A 15,623-nucleotide genomic window follows, 5' to 3' on the forward strand; every position below is an offset into this window, starting at 1 on the left:
CCCGGGCGACGCTTGAGGTGATGGCCTGACAAGCGGCGCCGGGTGCAAGGTAAGTGGCAAGATCAGGCCTCTTCAGCCTTCCTCGCCTCCTCGCGTGCGGCACGCTTGCGCTCGACAAGCCGAACGGAAATGATGGAGACTTCGTAGAGAAGCAGCGTCGGCAGTGCAAGACCGATCTGCGAGATCGGATCGGGCGGCGTCAAAATGGCCGCAGCGGCGAATGCTGCCACAATCGCGTATTTGCGCTTGTCCTTCAGACCCTCCGAGGAAACCAGCCCTGTCCGGCCCAGCAACGTCAACACGACCGGCAGCTGGAAGACCAGGCCGAACGCGAAGATCAGAACCATGATCAGGCCAAGGTATTCACTGACCTTTGCCAGATGCTGGATCGCGACCTGCCCTTCACCGCCCGTTTGCTCCATGGACAGGAAGAATCCCATCGCCATGGGCATGATCAGGAAATAGACGAGACAGGCACCGATTGCGAAGAGGATCGGTGTCGCGACCAGAAACGGCAGAAACGCGCCTTTTTCTTCCTTGTAGAGCCCCGGAGCCACGAACATGTAGATCTGGCTGGCGACCACAGGGAACGCGAGGAACAATGCACCGAAAAGGGCAAGCTTCAGCTGAGTGAAAAACCACTCCTGAGGTGCGGTGAAAATCATCTGCACGGCGGTCGGGTCCGGCGCGGCGCGCAGATACGGAACCGTGAGGATATTGTAGATATCGGTCGCGAAATAGAAGCAGACGATGAACATCAGGATGATCGCGATCACCGACTTCATCAACCGCTGACGCAGCTCGACAAGATGTTCGATCAGGGGCGCCTTCGAGGCATCGATATCTTCGTCGCTCATGCCTTGGTATCTTCCGGTGCCTGCTTGGCCGCTTCGGCAGCCGGTGGCGTGTCTGCTGCAGGCGCAGTCGCCGCAGTCTTTTCTGACGTGACCGGCGCAGCCGTTGCTGACGGCGTCGGCGGGACAGCATCAGTCATGGGTTTCGCAACCGGCTTGTCGTCCTCGATCGACTTTTTCAAATCTCCCAAGGGATTGAAATTGCCGACGTCCTCGACCTGCTTCTTCATGTCAGCGATGTCAGCCTGTTTCTCGGCCTCACGAATCGCATCATTGAAAGTCGACTGAAATTCGCGCGACATGCGACGCACCTTGCCCATCGTCTGGCCAAGGGTTCGCAGCATGCGCGGGAGGTCTTTCGGACCGACGACGATGATCGCCACGCAAGCGATCACCATAAGCTCGGTCCATCCGATATCGAACATTTAGGGTCCAGACCCGTTCGTTACAGGGATGAAGCAGGTTTGCTCAAAGGCACAGCGAGATCAGCTCGCCTTTGACTGGTCTTCGGCCTTTTCAGCCGCGACGGTTTCGCCGGCCTGATGATCGATTGTCTTGGGCGCTTCAGACGCGCTGGAAGCCGTGTCGTCTTCCGCCATGCCCTTCTTGAAGCTTTTGATCCCCTTGGCGACGTCGCCCATAAGATCGGAGATCTTGCCACGTCCAAAAAGCAGGATAACGATCACCGCGATGATCAAGATCTGCCAAACACTAATGCCCATACGCCAAACTCCCGGTTCGCATAGCCTTTCGGCCAAGCGCCACTATTACAAAAAAGGCCCACTCGCCGCAACATGATCCCTTCTAAGACCATGTGGGTATGCGGGGCCAGCATTCAATTCATCTTTTTGCCTCAAAGACCAAGACATCTTGCGGATCTGTTGCCAGATCAACGTCCATTCCGACCTCAAAACCACTGCCGGGACGCACTCTTGAATGCAACGGGCGGTCGTGTCCCTCAATTATGATGGTCAGAAGATCCACTTCACCGACGAATCTCTTCGTTGCGATTCGCCCGGTCACGCCCGTGCTTCCAACCGCTTTGGGCAAGATCCCGTGGGGGCGAATGCAAACATCCATCCTTGTGCCGACCGCTGTACCATTTGCAGCAACAAGACCGACAGGTGTCTCGATACCACGCTCCGTAACAATGCCGGCCAGTTCATTGAGTTCGGAAAAGAACTTGGCCGCAAAAATATCCACTGGAGCGCTGTAGAGCTCCGCCGCACTTGCATGCTGCACGAGACGTCCCTGCCGCATGAGCGCGATCTTGTCACCCATGCGCATGGCCTCTTCAGGGTCGTGAGTGACAATGATGCAGGTCGCTCGGGTTTCGCGCAGGATGGTCAGTGTCTCCTCGCGCACATTGTCCCGCAGTCGCCGATCAAGGCCCGAGAAGGGTTCGTCCATCAACAGAACGCCGGGCCGTGGTGCGATCGCGCGGGCAAGGGCAACGCGCTGCTGTTCGCCGCCCGAGAGCGCATGCGGATAATCGTCAGCGTAGCCCTTGAGGCCGACCCGCTCCAGAGACGCAAGCGCTTCCCGGTTAGCGGCCTCCCGCGGCAGGGCGTTCAAGCCAAAGAGAACATTTTCCAAGATGGTCATATGCGGAAACAACGCATAGTCCTGAAACATCAGGCCGACACCGCGCTTTTCCGGAGGAACGAAGCTCTTGGGTCCGGACACTTCGCGCCCATTGATCAGGACACGGCCTGCGGCCTGCTGCTCGACGCCGGCGGCAATGCGCATCAAGGTTGTCTTGCCACACCCGGAATGGCCGAGGAGGCACATCACCTCGCCGGGCGCGACCTCCAGCGACAGGTCAACGACCGAGGCATTGCCGTCATATTCATGGGAGATATTCTCGAAGACGAGTCCGGCCGCGATGGTCGCACGTGCTGTGCCCCGCGCGCCCCACCTTGGATCAGGGCTGCCTGGTGCCAGAGCGCCTCGTTCTGAGGTCTTGTCAGTCATGTCGGTCAGGATTCCAGATCCATTTCTTCGTCGTCGAACAGATCGCCTTCTTCGAGCGGATCCTCATCCTCGTCAAGTTCTGCATCGTCGTTGGGCTTTGGCACCATGAATGACGCGGGGATCGCGCTGTCAAGCAACCCTGCCCCCTTGAGCTCTTCCAGTCCCGGCAGATCCTTGATGCTGTCGAGGCCGAAATGCACCAAAAACAACTCGGTCGTGCCATAAGTCACGGGTCGGCCAGGCGTTCTTCGACGGCCACGCATCCTGATCCAGGACGTCTCCAGCAGCACGTCAAGCGTGCCCTTTGATGTCGAGACCCCGCGAATTTCCTCGATCTCCGCGCGGGTTACCGGCTGGTGATAGCCGATGATTGCCAAGGTCTCCAAGGCAGCGCGAGAGAGCTTTCGCTCCTCTTCGCGGTCACGGTGCATCAAGAACGAGAGATCTTCGGCCGTCCTGAACATCCATTTTCCGGCCAGGCGCACCAGATTGACGCCCCTAGCTTCGTAGTGGGTCACAAGTTCAGCCAAAAGAGAAGGAACGTCACAGCCCTTGGGCAGACGCTCAATCAGCTCGGCTTCAGACAGAGGCTCTGCGGCGGCAAAAAGCAAAGCTTCGAGCATGCGCAGGCCGTCGCGATCAATGACCTCTTCGGCCTCGTGCTCATCATCCGCGTCGGTGAGGCCCAGAAGATCACCGTCAATTTCCATGGTTTTCTCCGGTGCTGCGCGCGCGAATATAGACCGGCGCGAACGGTTCGCTCTGGCGGATATCAACCTGGCCTTCCCGCACCATTTCCAGACTTGCCGAGAAGGTGCTGGCGATGATGGTCGCCCGCTCTTCGCCGTCGTAGAGATAGTCGGAAAGATAGCTTTCGATCGGAGCCCATTCCCCGATCCGCCCGACCAGCCTCAGAAGCAGATCACGGGCCTCCTGCAAGGACCAGACATTGCGGCGAAGGACGCGAACCGATGTCACCGCGTGACGCTGTCTCTGGGTCGCATAGGCAGAAAGCAATTCATAGACCGTTGCGGACCAAATGCTCTTGCGTTCAACCGAGGTGGTTTCGGGCATACCGCGCGCGTAGAAATTCCGTCCAAGCCGATCTCGTGCCATCAACCTAGCAGACGCCTCCCGCATGGCCTCCAGCCTCTGAAGGCGGAACGCGAGCGCTGCCGCCAGCTCCTCGCCTGTCGGCTCATCCTCATCCTTTTGTTCCGGCAAAAGAAGCCGCGACTTCAGATAGGCAAGCCAGGCGGCCATGACCAGGTAGTCCGCCGCGAGCTCGAGACGCATCCGACGTGCCTCATTGACGAAGGTCAGATATTGCTCGACCAGGGCCAGAATGGAAATGCGCGCCAGATCGACCTTCTGAGTGCGCGCAAGAGACAACAGGAGATCCAGCGGCCCTTCGAAGCCATCGACATCAACCACCAGCTCGGGATCCGAGGACGTGCGATCGCTCTCCAGCGCCGAACTGAGCAGATCCTGTTCGTCTCCTGTTTCCATCCTCAGTATCGTTCCCACTTGCCAGACTGATCAGGCATACCCCTCACCGATCAGCACCTGAAGCCGCGCGCGTCCTGCCGCTTCATCGAAATCCGGGTTCACCGGCGTCAGCGCGGCCAAAGCCGTCGCACAACGTACCTCCGCCAGCCCTGAAAGCTTCGGCGCAACATCAGCAACGGCCTCCATTTCCGACAGTTCACCGTTACAATGAAGCACAAGATCGCAGCCCGCGCCAAAGGTTGCAGCGCATCTTTCCCGCATATCCCCACCAAGCGCTTTCATGGAGATATCGTCACTCATCAGACATCCCGAAAAACCCATTTTGCCGCGAATGATGTTTTCGATGACTGCGGCGCTCTGTGTTGCAGGCGCCAGCGGATCCACTTGCGGGAAAAGGATGTGCGCGGTCATCGCCAGCGGAAAGCGGTTCAGCGCCTTGAATGGCACGAAGTCGATCGCCTGCATCTCCTCGAGCGTCGCATCGACCCTGGGCAATTCGAGATGGCTGTCGACCACGGCGCGGCCATGGCCAGGCAAGTGCTTGAGTACCGGGAGCACGCCTCCCGAAAGCAGTCCCGCGCAAACCTGCTCACCAAGATCTGCAACCACTTTGGGATCGCCAGAAATCGAGCGATCCCCGATGGCATCGACCATGCCCTCAAAGGCAACGTCCAAAAGAGGCAGACAATCCACAGTGATCCCAAGCTTGCGAAGGTCGCAGGCGATCAGCCTTGCGCCAAGTGCTGCAGCTTCACGCCCGCGTTCCGGATCAGCCCGGTAAAGATCCCCATAGTGCTTTTGGGGTGGATATTTCGACCAATACGGCGGGCGCAGTCGTTGTACGCGCCCCCCTTCCTGATCGATCAGCACCGGGGCATCGTCACGGGAAACCGCCTCCCTGAAGGAACTCACGAGCTTGGTAATCTGTTCAGGGGTCTCGCAGTTGCGCCGAAACAGAATCAACCCCCAAGGATCGTGGTCCCGAAAAAACGCTATCTCCGACGCCGTCAGGGTGGTCCCTGCGCATCCACTGATAAATGCCTTGGTCATGCCAAGGCCTTAGCTTTGCTGCCCGGGCGGGTCAAGTTCGTCAAATATTTCCAGGCAACACTCGGGCGGTAGAGTGCCTTGCACTTGCTGCGCTGACCGGACCATAAAGAAGCATCATCAGCATTGCGGAGTTCACATGCGCGCTCATCCAGATATTCCAGCCGGCACACTCCATCGCCTGACCGTTGCCTCAAAGATCCTCCATAGGAACATGCTCGGCGATCCTGCCGAGCGTGAGGTCGTTGTTTACATCCCGAATGGTCACAAGGGCGAGGACTTGCCGCTTTTGGTCGACCTCGTCGGCTATACGTCCGGTGGACCGGCCCATGTGAACTGGAAAAACTTCGGCGAGAATGTACCTGAACGCCTGGATCGCTTGATCCATGAAGGCGTCCTGCCACCGGTCGCGGTCGCCTTTCCAGACTGCTTCACGCGGCTTGGCGGCAACCAGTATATCGACAGTGCGGCGATGGGGCCCTGGGCGACGTTTCTGACGACGGAGATGCTGGAGGCTGTCGAGACCCGCTTTGGCTGCGGCGGTTCCGGAAAACGCGCGTGTTTTGGAAAATCCTCGGGCGGCTATGGTTCAATGGTCCATGCGATGTTGCATTCGGACGTTTGGTCCGCCGCCGCATGCCTGTCAGGAGATATGGCGTTCGAACTCTGCTACCTGCCTGAAATGCCGAGCGCCTTGCGTGCCATTCAGCGCAAGGGATCGATCGAGGCCTTCGTGCGCGACTTCGAGACAGGCCCGAAATACTCCGGCTCGGCCATGCATGATCTCATGACATTCGCCATGGCAGCGACCTATGACCCCGATCCCGACGCCTTCTGTGGCATACGGCTGCCCGTCACCCCTGACACATGCGAAATCATCGACGGCCTTTGGGCCAACTGGCTCGCCTGGGATCCCGTTGTGATGGTTGATAAACACGCCGATGCGCTGCAGTCCCTGAAGGGGCTTTGGATCGAGTGCGGCAATGTCGACCAGTACAATCTGGTCCATGGCGCGCGGCGGCTGACTAGGAAGCTCCACGCTGCCGACGTGCCCCATGTCTATGAGGAATTCGACGACAACCATTCCTCCATCGACTATCGAATGGACAAGTGCCTGCCCTATCTGGCGAACGCCTTGCTCAGCTGAACTGGCCAGAGATGCGATGCCAAAAACGAAAAAGGCCGGTGATTTTCGTCACCGGCCTTTTTTGTTCTGTTTTGCCTTCTCGATCAGTTCCGTCGAACGAAACAGTCTCCGCCGGCAGCCTGAAGCGATTCACACAAGCTGAGTGCTTCGGCACGTGATCCCATGGGGATCCGCGCGCGGTAGAAGGTGCCCCGGTCCTGGATCGCAGCTGAAACGATCACAGCACTCTGCGAACCAAGGATCGACGGATAGCGCCGCTGCAGACTTGAATAGGCATCCCGTGCGGCAGTCTCCGACCGCTGCGAGGTCACCTGAACCACATAGGTTCCTGCCGGGATCGAACCGCTGCTGGTCGAGGCTGGCGCTGCCGCAACAGGTGCAGCGGCAACAGGCGCCGGTTGACCAGAAGAACTGTTCAGATCGAGTGGACCGCTTTGTGTGGACGCCTGAGGCGCCGTTGCCACTTGAACAGGAGCCGCAGGTTTCTTCTTCGGCAGGATCGTCGGAATATCGGCGGGCTGAACAGGCAGCGACGCCTCGTCAGACGTCGAGACGATCGCGGGCGTTCCCGGAGCCGTGGCGTTCAGGTCCGTTGCAGCGACTGCAGGCTCCGGCTGCGTCACTGCCGCGGGAGCCGGAACAGCCGCTACCGGTGCTGTCACGTCCGGCTGAGTGGTCGCCGCAGGGGTCTGCGTTGTCGTCACCGGCGTTGTGGAAACTGTCCTGGGTGCAGGCGTATCCGGCGCAGAGACAATCGTCCCATCCGGGCGCACGACCAGCGTACGCACCTTCTTGGGGGCACCTGGAACAAGCGGGTCCGCTGTTGCGACGCCCTCTGGTGCCGGCGGCAATTCAGCCGGGCGTGTGTTTTCAGGCAGAACAAGACGCTCGCGCGAAGGATCCTCGCCATTGCCCACACGATCATAGATCAGTTTGGACGTTTGGCTTTCTGTCTCCGGCTGCGCATCGGGATAAACCTTCAGCGGTCCCTGGAGGCCTGCGATGACAGGTGGTGGTCCATCAGGCACAGAGACCGCGGACCCGTCCATGAACATGAAGACGCCGCCACCAAGAACAGCGACTGCCAAAACTGCGGCAGCAGCATAGAGGCCTTTGCGAGAGGCTTCCGGCTGCGGTGCAGCAGCCTTTTCCGCTGTTGTATGCGGCGGCAAGACACCTGCTGACCCGAGGGTCGGATCACTCTCCTGCATGGCCTTGGCGACCGCGTCGAGATCATACCCCTCAGGCGGCGGAGGCGTCTCGTCCTCTGTGGCATAGGCAGGAACCGCTGCCGCTGCAGCTGGCCAGGCCATGTCATCGATGTCGTCGGCTGCCGGCTCCGCAGCAGTTGCTGTCTGAGACGGCGGCTGCAGATCGGCAAAAAGATTGTCGAATGGATCAGCTGCAGAACTATCCGCTTCCGCAGGTGCGCCGACTGTTGAGACAGCGCCAAGTTCGGCGAAGAGATCGTCTTCAGAAATCGGACTCGTGCGAAGCGGTGTTTCGTCAAGGCTTTCCGCCGTCAACGCATCAGCACTTTCCACGTTCTCAGACGCTGTTTCGCGAACAACTGACACCTCGGCGGCAAGAGCTGCCTCATCCAGGGTGAAGCTGTTTTGGACCGGCGGGCTTTCATAAGACGTCTGAGCGGGCTCGACGTGAACATCCGCAGAATAGGCCTCAGTGCTCACGACAGGCGCGACTTCGGGAGCCCTCACTTCTGCAAAATGGTAGTCTGCAGGCTGCCCCCTGGACAGCGTGTCGTCAATCACGGGTTCCGCGAAAGAAGGCTCGTCCGTACCCGGGTGCGCGCTTGGAACCTCGCCCGCATCATGAGGCACTGCAACTGCAGAATCGAAGTTCTGCCTGAAGGCCCCGATAAGCTCATCCTCGAGTTCAGCCGTCAGACTGTTTTCAAGATCCAGGGCAACGCCAGTCTCAAGCGTGCTCTCAGGAATATCGAGACCCAGGTCATCAGCCGGAGGACCATCAACACCCGACGCGGGAACTTCATTTGAAGCAGGAGCTTCAAAGTGAACATTGGTATCCGGCAGAGACGTATGGTCCAACTCCGCCTGCGCGGAGAGTGAAGACACCTCGGCGACCGTTTGGGCAGCGGGAGTCAGGTCGACCTGTTCAAGCGAACCCAACTCAAAGGTTGGCTCAACCCGGGCACCAGACCTGTCATTGGCTGTCACAGGCGGTGCAGCGGGCTCGCCCAGATCTTCCAGGCCAGCAAAATAGTCCGTCTGACCTACACGATCACCGCCAACGCCAGCGCCAGGCTGCCTGTTGCGGTTCACGATTCGCGCCAATTCAACCAGCGGATCTTCCGCCGCCTGATTGCCACCAGTCGCACCCGCCGGTTCTGCCGGCGGCACATCTGAGGTCGGATAGTTGTTGTCTTTTGCCATGGGCGTAATGCAATCCGGCCGATCTTCTTCGGTCCCAGCTTTTGGCTGGCAGACCTCCTGTCAATACTTCAGCGCATTTCCTCAGGTGCATCCACACCCAGGACCGCGAGACCTGAAGCAAGCACCAAGGATACGGCACGGACCAGGGCAAGACGCGCTACGGTTAATTTGGTGTTGTCAGCGTTAATAAAACGTAATTGCGGCAATTCCTTGCCTCGATTCCAGTGTCCATGCAAGGAACTGGCGAGGTCATAAAGGTAGAACGCAACCCGGTGCGGCTCATGTGTTTCCGCCGATGCATCGACGATCTTGGGCCATTCAGCCATCTTCGCAATAAGATCGAGTTCTCCACTGTCATCAAGCAGTGAAAAGTCGGCTTTTGCCAGTTCTGCGTCGGACACATCGAGATTCGGCAACTCCTCCACCGCCTGTCTCAGTACAGAACAGCACCTTGCGTGGCCGTACTGGACATAGAAAACGGGGTTGTCTTTCGACTGCTCCGTGACCTTCTGGAAGTCAAAGTCGAGCGGCGCGTCGTTTTTCCGGTAAAGCATCATGAAGCGGACCGGATCTCGTCCCACCTCCTCGACCACATCCCGCAGTGTGACGAAATCGCCTGACCGCTTGGACATCTTGACCGGTTCGCCGGCGCGGAACAGCTTGACGAGCTGACACAGGCGAACAATGACCTCGGACTTGCCGCCCGAAATGGCCTTGCCCACGGCCTGCAACCGCTTGACGTAGCCGCCATGGTCCGCTCCAAGAATGTAGATCATCTCGTCAAAACCGCGAAGATACTTGTCGCGGAAGTAAGCAACATCGGCGGCAAAATAGGTATAGGAACCGTCTGACTTCTTCAGGGCACGGTCAGTGTCGTCGCCGAAGTCCGAGGCCCTGAACAGGGTTTGTTCCCGATCTTCCCAGTCCTCCGGCACCTGCCCCTTGGGCGGCGGCAAGGTGCCTTCATAGATAAGGCCGTCACCGCGCAACGCCTCAAGCATCTCGTCGATCTTTGACGGTGCGTTGCCGTCATGCGCATGAAGTGTCTTTTCAGAAAAGAAGACATCATGCTCAACGTTCAGCTGCAGGAGATCCTGACGGATCAGGTCCATCATGGCCGACACGGCGTCCGCCTTGACGATCTCCATCCACTCGGCCTTTGGCATGGCCTTCAAAGCGTCCTTGTGGAGCTCTGCCAGTTTTTCGCCGACAGGCTTCAGATAGTCGCCAGGATAAAGACCTGCAGGAATTTCGCCGATGTCTTCGCCCAGCGCTTCGCGGTAACGCAGGAAGGCACTCTCGGCGAGCGTATCGATCTGCGAGCCGGCATCATTGATGTAATATTCTCGAACGACCTCGTAACCGGCATAGGCCAGAAGGTTTGCCAGAGCGTCGCCGACCACCGCGCCGCGGGTATGTCCGACGTGCATCGGTCCGGTGGGATTTGCCGAAACATATTCGACATTCACCTTTTTGCCGTCGCCGCGTGACGAGCGGCCAAAGTCGAGCCCACGAGCGACGACGGATGCCAGCACACGCTGCCAGGCAGACGGAGCGAGGCGCATATTGATGAAACCTGGTCCGGCGACCGACACTTCCGTGATGTCGGCATCTTCGCGCAGCGCTTCGGCCAACTTGTCGGCAAGCTCGCGCGGCTTCATGCCGACCTGTTTCGCCAGAACCATGGCAGCATTGGTCGCCAAGTCACCATGCGCAGGATCGCGCGGTGATTCCACGGTGACGCGTGAAAGGTCAGGCGATGCGCCCTCCGGCCCTTTCAGAGCGAGAGTGGAAACCGCGGCTTTAACGCGCTCGGAGAATTCGGCGAAAATATTCATAACCATCCAACCGGCTGGAACAAGAAACACAACGGCCCCGCGCGCTGCGGGCTTTGACGCCCGGCGCTGCGAGGGCCGATCCGAAGTGCGAACTAACCCAAATCGGGTGTATCGTCAAACAATCTGCGGTGTTCGTCTATTGCGAAGCGGTCGGTCATGCCGGCGATATAGTCGCATACCCTGCGCGCCACCTGCTCTTCTTTCAGCCCGTCAAGACCGTCACACCAAGGAGCGGGCATGGCCTGCGGCTCGGCCATGAACCGACCAAAGAGATCTCGGACGACCCTCGAAACCTGCCTGCGGACCGCGAGAACGTCCTCGTGACGATAGACACGGGCGAAGAGGAACTTCTTTACCTCTTTTTCGGCGGCAGCCATCTCAGGTGAAAAATCAACGATGCAATGACCGGCATCGCGAATATCGTTCGTCGATCTCGGGTCGAGGGCTTTCAGCCGTTTCAGGGCCTCGGCGATCACATCTTCGACCATGCGGGTGATCGACCGGCGCACGATCTCATGAATGCGCCGACTTTCTTCCAGGCCAGGATATTTGCTGTCGACCTCATCCAGTATCGAGGCCAGATACCGCACATCCCGCATTTCCTCGATGGCGAAGAGCCCTGCCCGCAAGCCATCGTCCAGATCATGGGCATCATAGGCGATGTCGTCCGCGATGGCTGCGGCCTGTGCTTCAGCCGAAGGCCATGTGTCCAGAAGAAGATCCTGCTTTTCGGCGTAGGCGCGAATGGCAAATGGCAGCTCACTGTCCTTGAACTTGCCCAGAGGCGCGCCCTCCTGCGACAAAAGCGGGCCATTGTGCTTGACCAGGCCTTCCAGCGTTTCCCAGGCGAGATTCAACCCGTCAAACTCTGCGTAGCGCTGTTCAAGCGATGTCACGACCCGCAGGGATTGGGCGTTATGGTCGAAACCGCCATAGGGCGCCATGCATTCATGCATCACGTCTTCGCCCTCATGGCCAAAGGGCGTGTGGCCAAGATCGTGAGCCAACGCCAGGCATTCAGCCAGATCCTCATCCAGTCGCAACGCACGCGCAAGAGATCGAGCGATCTGCGAGACCTCGATTGTGTGCGTCAGGCGCGTTCGGAAGTGATCGCCTTCATGGTAGACAAAAACCTGTGTCTTGTGCTTCAGGCGGCGGAACGCGGAGGAATGGATGATCCTGTCCCTGTCGCGCTGAAAGGGTGTGCGGGTCGGGCTTTCCGGCTCGGGACAAAGACGTCCACGGCTTTCGAAGGGCGCCTGAGCAAAAATCGCGCGCGACTGAGCGCCAAACCCGAGATCGGCTTCCATTTTTTCTCCTGAACAAGTCACTTTTTCACCTGCAACGCTGCTTCCCGATTGCCGGTCATTGACGCAAGCCCTTCCAAACCATACCTATCGGTAGGAGACGATATGTTTTCAGCAGGCTCAGGTATTCCATTTGGCTTCGGCGGAGGAAGACTGCGGTTTGCAACGAGGCCCTTACTCGCACCATGGCTGCAAGATGACCGAAACACTTGAACATCCCGTAACAGTCAGCGACCGCGCTGCCAAGCGGATCGCCAAGATTATCGAAAGCGAACCTGAAGGCACTGCCCTGCGTGTCAGCGTCGAGGGTGGAGGCTGTTCTGGTCTGCAGTACAAGTACGACCTTGTCACTGACCGGGAGGACGATGATCTTGTCCTTCGGAAGAATGGCATCGAGGTGCTGATTGATTCGGTCTCGCTGCAATACATGTCCGGATCGCAGATCGATTTCGTGGATGATCTCATCGGTCAGGCGTTCCAGATCAACAACCCCAATGCAGTTGCAGGCTGCGGATGTGGAACCAGCTTCACCATCTAGACCAGCACATGTTGCCATGGGCTGTGAATTCGCAGCCTGAGAGCCAGTTGGGCGCGACAAAACCCGTTGCCAGATGCTAGACAAAGCCATTCACAAACAAGCTGGATGAGCTTTCGATGAAAATTGCCACCTGGAACATCAATGGCGTGAAAGCCCGCATCGACGTTGTGTTGGAATGGCTTAAGGAAGCTCAGCCTGACGTTGCCTGCTTTCAGGAAATCAAGTCCGTCGACGAGAATTTTCCACGTCAGGCCATTGAGGACCTTGGCTACAACGTCGAGACACACGGCCAGAAAAGCTTCAATGGCGTTGCTCTCCTGTCCAAACTTCCGCTTGAAGATGTACAGCGCGGCCTGCCTGGCGACGACAGCGACGAACAGGCGCGGTACATTGAGGCCAGCGTCTCAAGCGAGAATGGCGCGATCCGATTTGGCTGCCTTTACCTTCCCAATGGCAATCCGCTGGGCACCGAAAAATTTACTTACAAGCTCGGCTGGATGGATCGGCTGATCGAACACGCCAAGCTTCGGCTTGCCGAAGAGACACCCTTTCTGCTGCTGGGTGACTACAACGTCATCCCGGATCCCGTTGATGCTGCACGCCCGGACGCCTGGACAGACGACGCCCTGTTTCAGCCTGAAAGCCGCCAGAAGTTTCGTACCTTGCTGAATCTCGGCATGACAGAGACTGTCCGCGCCTGTTCTGAGGCACCGCAAACCTACACCTTCTGGGACTATCAGGCAGGTGCCTGGCAAAAGAACAACGGCATCCGCATTGATCATATTCTGCTGTCGCCAGAGGCCACGGACCGGCTGAATGGCTGCGGGATCGACAAACACGTTCGCGGCTGGGAAAAACCCTCTGACCACGTGCCGGTCTGGGTTGATCTGGCCGCCTAAGTGAATTCTGCTTCCCCGGCAGAAAAGGCCGAGCATTTCTCAGTCTTTTGGAGACACTGGATATGGATTTCGCATCCTTGGCGCTTTTCGCCACCGCGCTCTTCCTGGCCGCTGGTTCCCCTGGCCCAAGCATCGCTGCGCTCGTTTCGCGTGTCATCACGCGTGGCCATCGCGATGTCCTGCCTTTCCTCGCCGCCATGTGGATTGGTGAGGCGATCTGGCTTTCCTGTGCCGTCTGGGGCATGTCGGCTCTGATCGAAACCTTTCAACCCGCTTTCTTTGTGATCAAATGGCTTGGCGTCGCTTATCTTCTGTTTCTTGCCTGGAAGATGTGGACCTCGCCTGACCATACCGACGCCGGCGTGGAATTGCCTAAAACACCCCCGCTTCAGATGTTTCTGAGCGGGCTTGCCGTCACGCTTGGCAATCCCAAGATCATGCTGTTTTACGTCGCGCTTTTGCCGACGCTCATAAGTCTCAAGGGAATGACCCTGGGAAGCTGGGGCAGCCTGGTGGCTGTGATGATCGCGGTCCTGCTCACGATCGATCTAATCTGGATTTTCGCGGCCTCTCAGGCCCGGCGCCTCTTACGCAATGCAAGGGCAGTGCGAATGGCCCACAGGATAGGCGCCGGCATGATGACCGGAACGGCGGCGGCGATCGCTACGCGCTGAGCAAAAGCTGCGGGCCTTCTCTTACCCCTCTGCTGCATGCTATGTTTTTGAGGCGATGGGATAGTCAAACGGCGCTTGCTGCCCGCATTGGCGCAAATCGGGCACATCTTCAGCTTCAAGGTTTTGCCAGTGGCGACCTTTGGAGGCATCTCGTTTTTGGCTGGTTCAGCGGTAGATGCGGCAGATTGCACCTGTCGCCATCTCGGACTGGACTATCAGGTGGGTGCACAGATCTGCCTGAAGAGCCCTGCAGGGAAGCGCGTCGCCGTCTGCGGTATGATGTTGAACAACACGTCCTGGAAGATAACGGACACGCCCTGCCCCAGCGCACATTTCACCCCGAAGCCAAAGGCGACGGAAAAGAAATCAGGCTGATCGATTGCCGCTCCAAAATCTCAATTGCCCGCCGCCTGACCAAGACATGCATTGGCCCGGAGCCACGGCAAGAATGCGCCAGATGGCCTACTGCGTGGTCTGCTGAGCCGCAGTCGTTGCCTGCATCAGATCAGGCCGATTGGTGGATATCCACGTATCGGTCATGGAGCTTGCCAGACGGCGGACGGGCTCACTTGCATGGGCAAAATACTGCTCGTGGAGATCGCCAATCCAGGCGACCGCCGGTTCGCCATCGGCCTGAATGCGGGCAATGCTCATCCACATCAGGCCACGCGCCTTGCGACTGTCGGATTGCCCCATCGTATAGAGCGTCTCTCCAAGGCGTGCCTGCGCACCAATATGGCCCTTGATCGCCGCGAGATTAAACCAGCGCACGGCCAGTCGGTTGCTGCTGGACTGGTAGATGCGCCCCAACTCATACTGGGCGTCCGGATCTCCAAAATAGGAGGCCGCATGGGTAAAGATCTGTTTGGCGCGCGTCACATTGCGCGGAACGCCCTCAGTAATACCATTCAGATAGTAGCTTCCCAACGCTACGAAGGCACTTGCCACAAAGGGCGCATCGGGCGCATCGGGGCGATCATCGCCATGCTCGCGCACAACCTGAGTGTAATACTGGAAGGCCTTCATGTCGTCTTCCTGAACACCGTCGCCGGTCGCGTACATTTTGCCGAGCTTCCAGGCTGCCATCGGTTGACCGTTTTCGGCCGCGTATTGCAGTGAGCTCAAGGCACCAGTCTTGTCACCTGAATAATACTGCCTCGCACCGGCGCGCAGGGCCTCGGTCGGGCTAACGTCACTTGGGCCAATCGACTTGTTCGGCGTCGGTGTCCCGTCAAAGGCATAGGCCCCGGGAACAATTCCGACGGTCAATGCCGTCACCAAGATAAGTTTCCGCAATGCGGACATGATCAAAAACTCTTTCAGCCTGTTTGTTTCCCTCGCCAACCGTGGGAAACAGTAAGAGCTCTTTTCGGCCAGAGTGCGGCCTTTCCGGTCAGGAATGTGGCAAGAGGTTGGATTCAT

General features: G+C 58.5%; 15 protein-coding genes. 4 read left to right on the forward strand and 11 right to left on the reverse strand.

Annotated features, from left to right (window positions below):
* Nucleotides 1-62: 62 nt before the first annotated feature.
* The 7 genes from tatC to nagZ all read right to left on the reverse strand — a co-directional run bounded on the left by tatC (nucleotide 63) and on the right by nagZ (nucleotide 5,387).
* A complete protein-coding gene (gene tatC / locus ABJZ52_RS20440) occupies nucleotides 63-857 on the reverse strand; it encodes a twin-arginine translocase subunit TatC (protein WP_348190660.1) in 795 nt (264 codons plus the stop codon).
* Complete coding sequence (gene tatB, locus ABJZ52_RS20445) at nucleotides 854-1,279, reverse strand: Sec-independent protein translocase protein TatB (RefSeq protein ID WP_348190663.1); 426 nt, start codon at nucleotides 1,277-1,279, stop codon at nucleotides 854-856. The genes tatC and tatB overlap by 4 nt, the downstream gene beginning before the upstream one ends.
* Before the next feature lie 60 nt (nucleotides 1,280-1,339).
* Entirely contained in the window at nucleotides 1,340-1,576 is a 237-nt protein-coding gene (locus ABJZ52_RS20450) for a twin-arginine translocase TatA/TatE family subunit (protein WP_348190666.1), read from the reverse strand.
* A gap of 118 nt (nucleotides 1,577-1,694) precedes the next feature.
* A complete protein-coding gene (locus ABJZ52_RS20455; protein WP_348190669.1) occupies nucleotides 1,695-2,828 on the reverse strand; it encodes an ABC transporter ATP-binding protein in 1,134 nt (377 codons plus the stop codon).
* 5 nt (nucleotides 2,829-2,833) lie between these two features.
* Nucleotides 2,834-3,451 (reverse strand): SMC-Scp complex subunit ScpB, encoded by a 618-nt coding sequence (gene scpB, locus ABJZ52_RS20460; protein WP_348190991.1) that lies wholly within the window; start codon nucleotides 3,449-3,451, stop codon nucleotides 2,834-2,836.
* A 76-nt stretch (nucleotides 3,452-3,527) separates the two neighbouring features.
* Nucleotides 3,528-4,337 (reverse strand): ScpA family protein, encoded by an 810-nt coding sequence (locus ABJZ52_RS20465; RefSeq protein ID WP_348190672.1) that lies wholly within the window; start codon nucleotides 4,335-4,337, stop codon nucleotides 3,528-3,530.
* A 30-nt stretch (nucleotides 4,338-4,367) separates the two neighbouring features.
* Nucleotides 4,368-5,387, reverse strand: coding sequence for a beta-N-acetylhexosaminidase (nagZ, locus tag ABJZ52_RS20470; RefSeq protein ID WP_348190675.1), 1,020 nt, complete (start codon nucleotides 5,385-5,387; stop codon nucleotides 4,368-4,370).
* A gap of 136 nt (nucleotides 5,388-5,523) precedes the next feature.
* Between nagZ and ABJZ52_RS20475 the strand changes: the two genes are divergently transcribed.
* Nucleotides 5,524-6,531, forward strand: coding sequence for an alpha/beta hydrolase-fold protein (locus ABJZ52_RS20475; RefSeq protein ID WP_348190678.1), 1,008 nt, complete (start codon nucleotides 5,524-5,526; stop codon nucleotides 6,529-6,531).
* 83 nt (nucleotides 6,532-6,614) lie between these two features.
* Here ABJZ52_RS20475 and ABJZ52_RS20480 read toward each other — a convergent pair whose 3' ends face one another.
* The 3 genes from ABJZ52_RS20480 to ABJZ52_RS20490 all read right to left on the reverse strand — a co-directional run bounded on the left by ABJZ52_RS20480 (nucleotide 6,615) and on the right by ABJZ52_RS20490 (nucleotide 12,093).
* Complete coding sequence (locus ABJZ52_RS20480) at nucleotides 6,615-8,945, reverse strand: SPOR domain-containing protein (protein WP_348190680.1); 2,331 nt, start codon at nucleotides 8,943-8,945, stop codon at nucleotides 6,615-6,617.
* A gap of 68 nt (nucleotides 8,946-9,013) precedes the next feature.
* Nucleotides 9,014-10,783, reverse strand: coding sequence for an arginine--tRNA ligase (argS, locus tag ABJZ52_RS20485; RefSeq protein ID WP_348190683.1), 1,770 nt, complete (start codon nucleotides 10,781-10,783; stop codon nucleotides 9,014-9,016).
* A 92-nt stretch (nucleotides 10,784-10,875) separates the two neighbouring features.
* Nucleotides 10,876-12,093 (reverse strand): deoxyguanosinetriphosphate triphosphohydrolase, encoded by a 1,218-nt coding sequence (locus tag ABJZ52_RS20490; RefSeq protein ID WP_348190685.1) that lies wholly within the window; start codon nucleotides 12,091-12,093, stop codon nucleotides 10,876-10,878.
* A gap of 193 nt (nucleotides 12,094-12,286) precedes the next feature.
* Between ABJZ52_RS20490 and erpA the strand changes: the two genes are divergently transcribed.
* From erpA to ABJZ52_RS20505, 3 genes are all read left to right on the forward strand, one after another.
* A complete protein-coding gene (gene erpA / locus ABJZ52_RS20495) occupies nucleotides 12,287-12,628 on the forward strand; it encodes an iron-sulfur cluster insertion protein ErpA (protein WP_348190688.1) in 342 nt (113 codons plus the stop codon).
* Between the two features lie 116 nt (nucleotides 12,629-12,744).
* Nucleotides 12,745-13,527 (forward strand): exodeoxyribonuclease III, encoded by a 783-nt coding sequence (gene xth / locus ABJZ52_RS20500; protein ID WP_348190691.1) that lies wholly within the window; start codon nucleotides 12,745-12,747, stop codon nucleotides 13,525-13,527.
* 62 nt (nucleotides 13,528-13,589) lie between these two features.
* Nucleotides 13,590-14,201, forward strand: coding sequence for a LysE family translocator (locus tag ABJZ52_RS20505; RefSeq protein WP_348190693.1), 612 nt, complete (start codon nucleotides 13,590-13,592; stop codon nucleotides 14,199-14,201).
* A gap of 462 nt (nucleotides 14,202-14,663) precedes the next feature.
* On the opposite strand, the gene ABJZ52_RS20510 is transcribed toward ABJZ52_RS20505, so the two are convergent.
* Nucleotides 14,664-15,479: a tetratricopeptide repeat protein gene (locus tag ABJZ52_RS20510; protein ID WP_348190696.1), complete on the reverse strand. Its 816-nt coding sequence runs from the start codon at nucleotides 15,477-15,479 to the stop codon at nucleotides 14,664-14,666.
* Between the last annotated feature and the right edge of the window lie 144 nt (nucleotides 15,480-15,623).

The organism is Roseibium sp. (assembly GCF_039982295.1).
GTDB lineage: Bacteria > Pseudomonadota > Alphaproteobacteria > Rhizobiales > Stappiaceae > Roseibium.

Coding starts and splice junctions, on each gene's coding strand:
- tatC (WP_348190660.1), bottom strand. CDS start 857: ATGAGCGACGAAGATATCGATGCCTCGAAGGCGCCCCTGATCGAACAT.
- tatB (WP_348190663.1), bottom strand. CDS start 1,279: ATGTTCGATATCGGATGGACCGAGCTTATGGTGATCGCTTGCGTGGCG.
- ABJZ52_RS20450 (WP_348190666.1), bottom strand. CDS start 1,576: ATGGGCATTAGTGTTTGGCAGATCTTGATCATCGCGGTGATCGTTATC.
- ABJZ52_RS20455 (WP_348190669.1), bottom strand. CDS start 2,828: ATGACTGACAAGACCTCAGAACGAGGCGCTCTGGCACCAGGCAGCCCT.
- scpB (WP_348190991.1), bottom strand. CDS start 3,451: ATGCTCGAAGCTTTGCTTTTTGCCGCCGCAGAGCCTCTGTCTGAAGCC.
- ABJZ52_RS20465 (WP_348190672.1), bottom strand. CDS start 4,337: ATGGAAACAGGAGACGAACAGGATCTGCTCAGTTCGGCGCTGGAGAGC.
- nagZ (WP_348190675.1), bottom strand. CDS start 5,387: ATGACCAAGGCATTTATCAGTGGATGCGCAGGGACCACCCTGACGGCG.
- ABJZ52_RS20475 (WP_348190678.1), top strand. CDS start 5,524: ATGCGCGCTCATCCAGATATTCCAGCCGGCACACTCCATCGCCTGACC.
- ABJZ52_RS20480 (WP_348190680.1), bottom strand. CDS start 8,945: ATGGCAAAAGACAACAACTATCCGACCTCAGATGTGCCGCCGGCAGAA.
- argS (WP_348190683.1), bottom strand. CDS start 10,783: ATGAATATTTTCGCCGAATTCTCCGAGCGCGTTAAAGCCGCGGTTTCC.
- ABJZ52_RS20490 (WP_348190685.1), bottom strand. CDS start 12,093: ATGGAAGCCGATCTCGGGTTTGGCGCTCAGTCGCGCGCGATTTTTGCT.
- erpA (WP_348190688.1), top strand. CDS start 12,287: ATGACCGAAACACTTGAACATCCCGTAACAGTCAGCGACCGCGCTGCC.
- xth (WP_348190691.1), top strand. CDS start 12,745: ATGAAAATTGCCACCTGGAACATCAATGGCGTGAAAGCCCGCATCGAC.
- ABJZ52_RS20505 (WP_348190693.1), top strand. CDS start 13,590: ATGGATTTCGCATCCTTGGCGCTTTTCGCCACCGCGCTCTTCCTGGCC.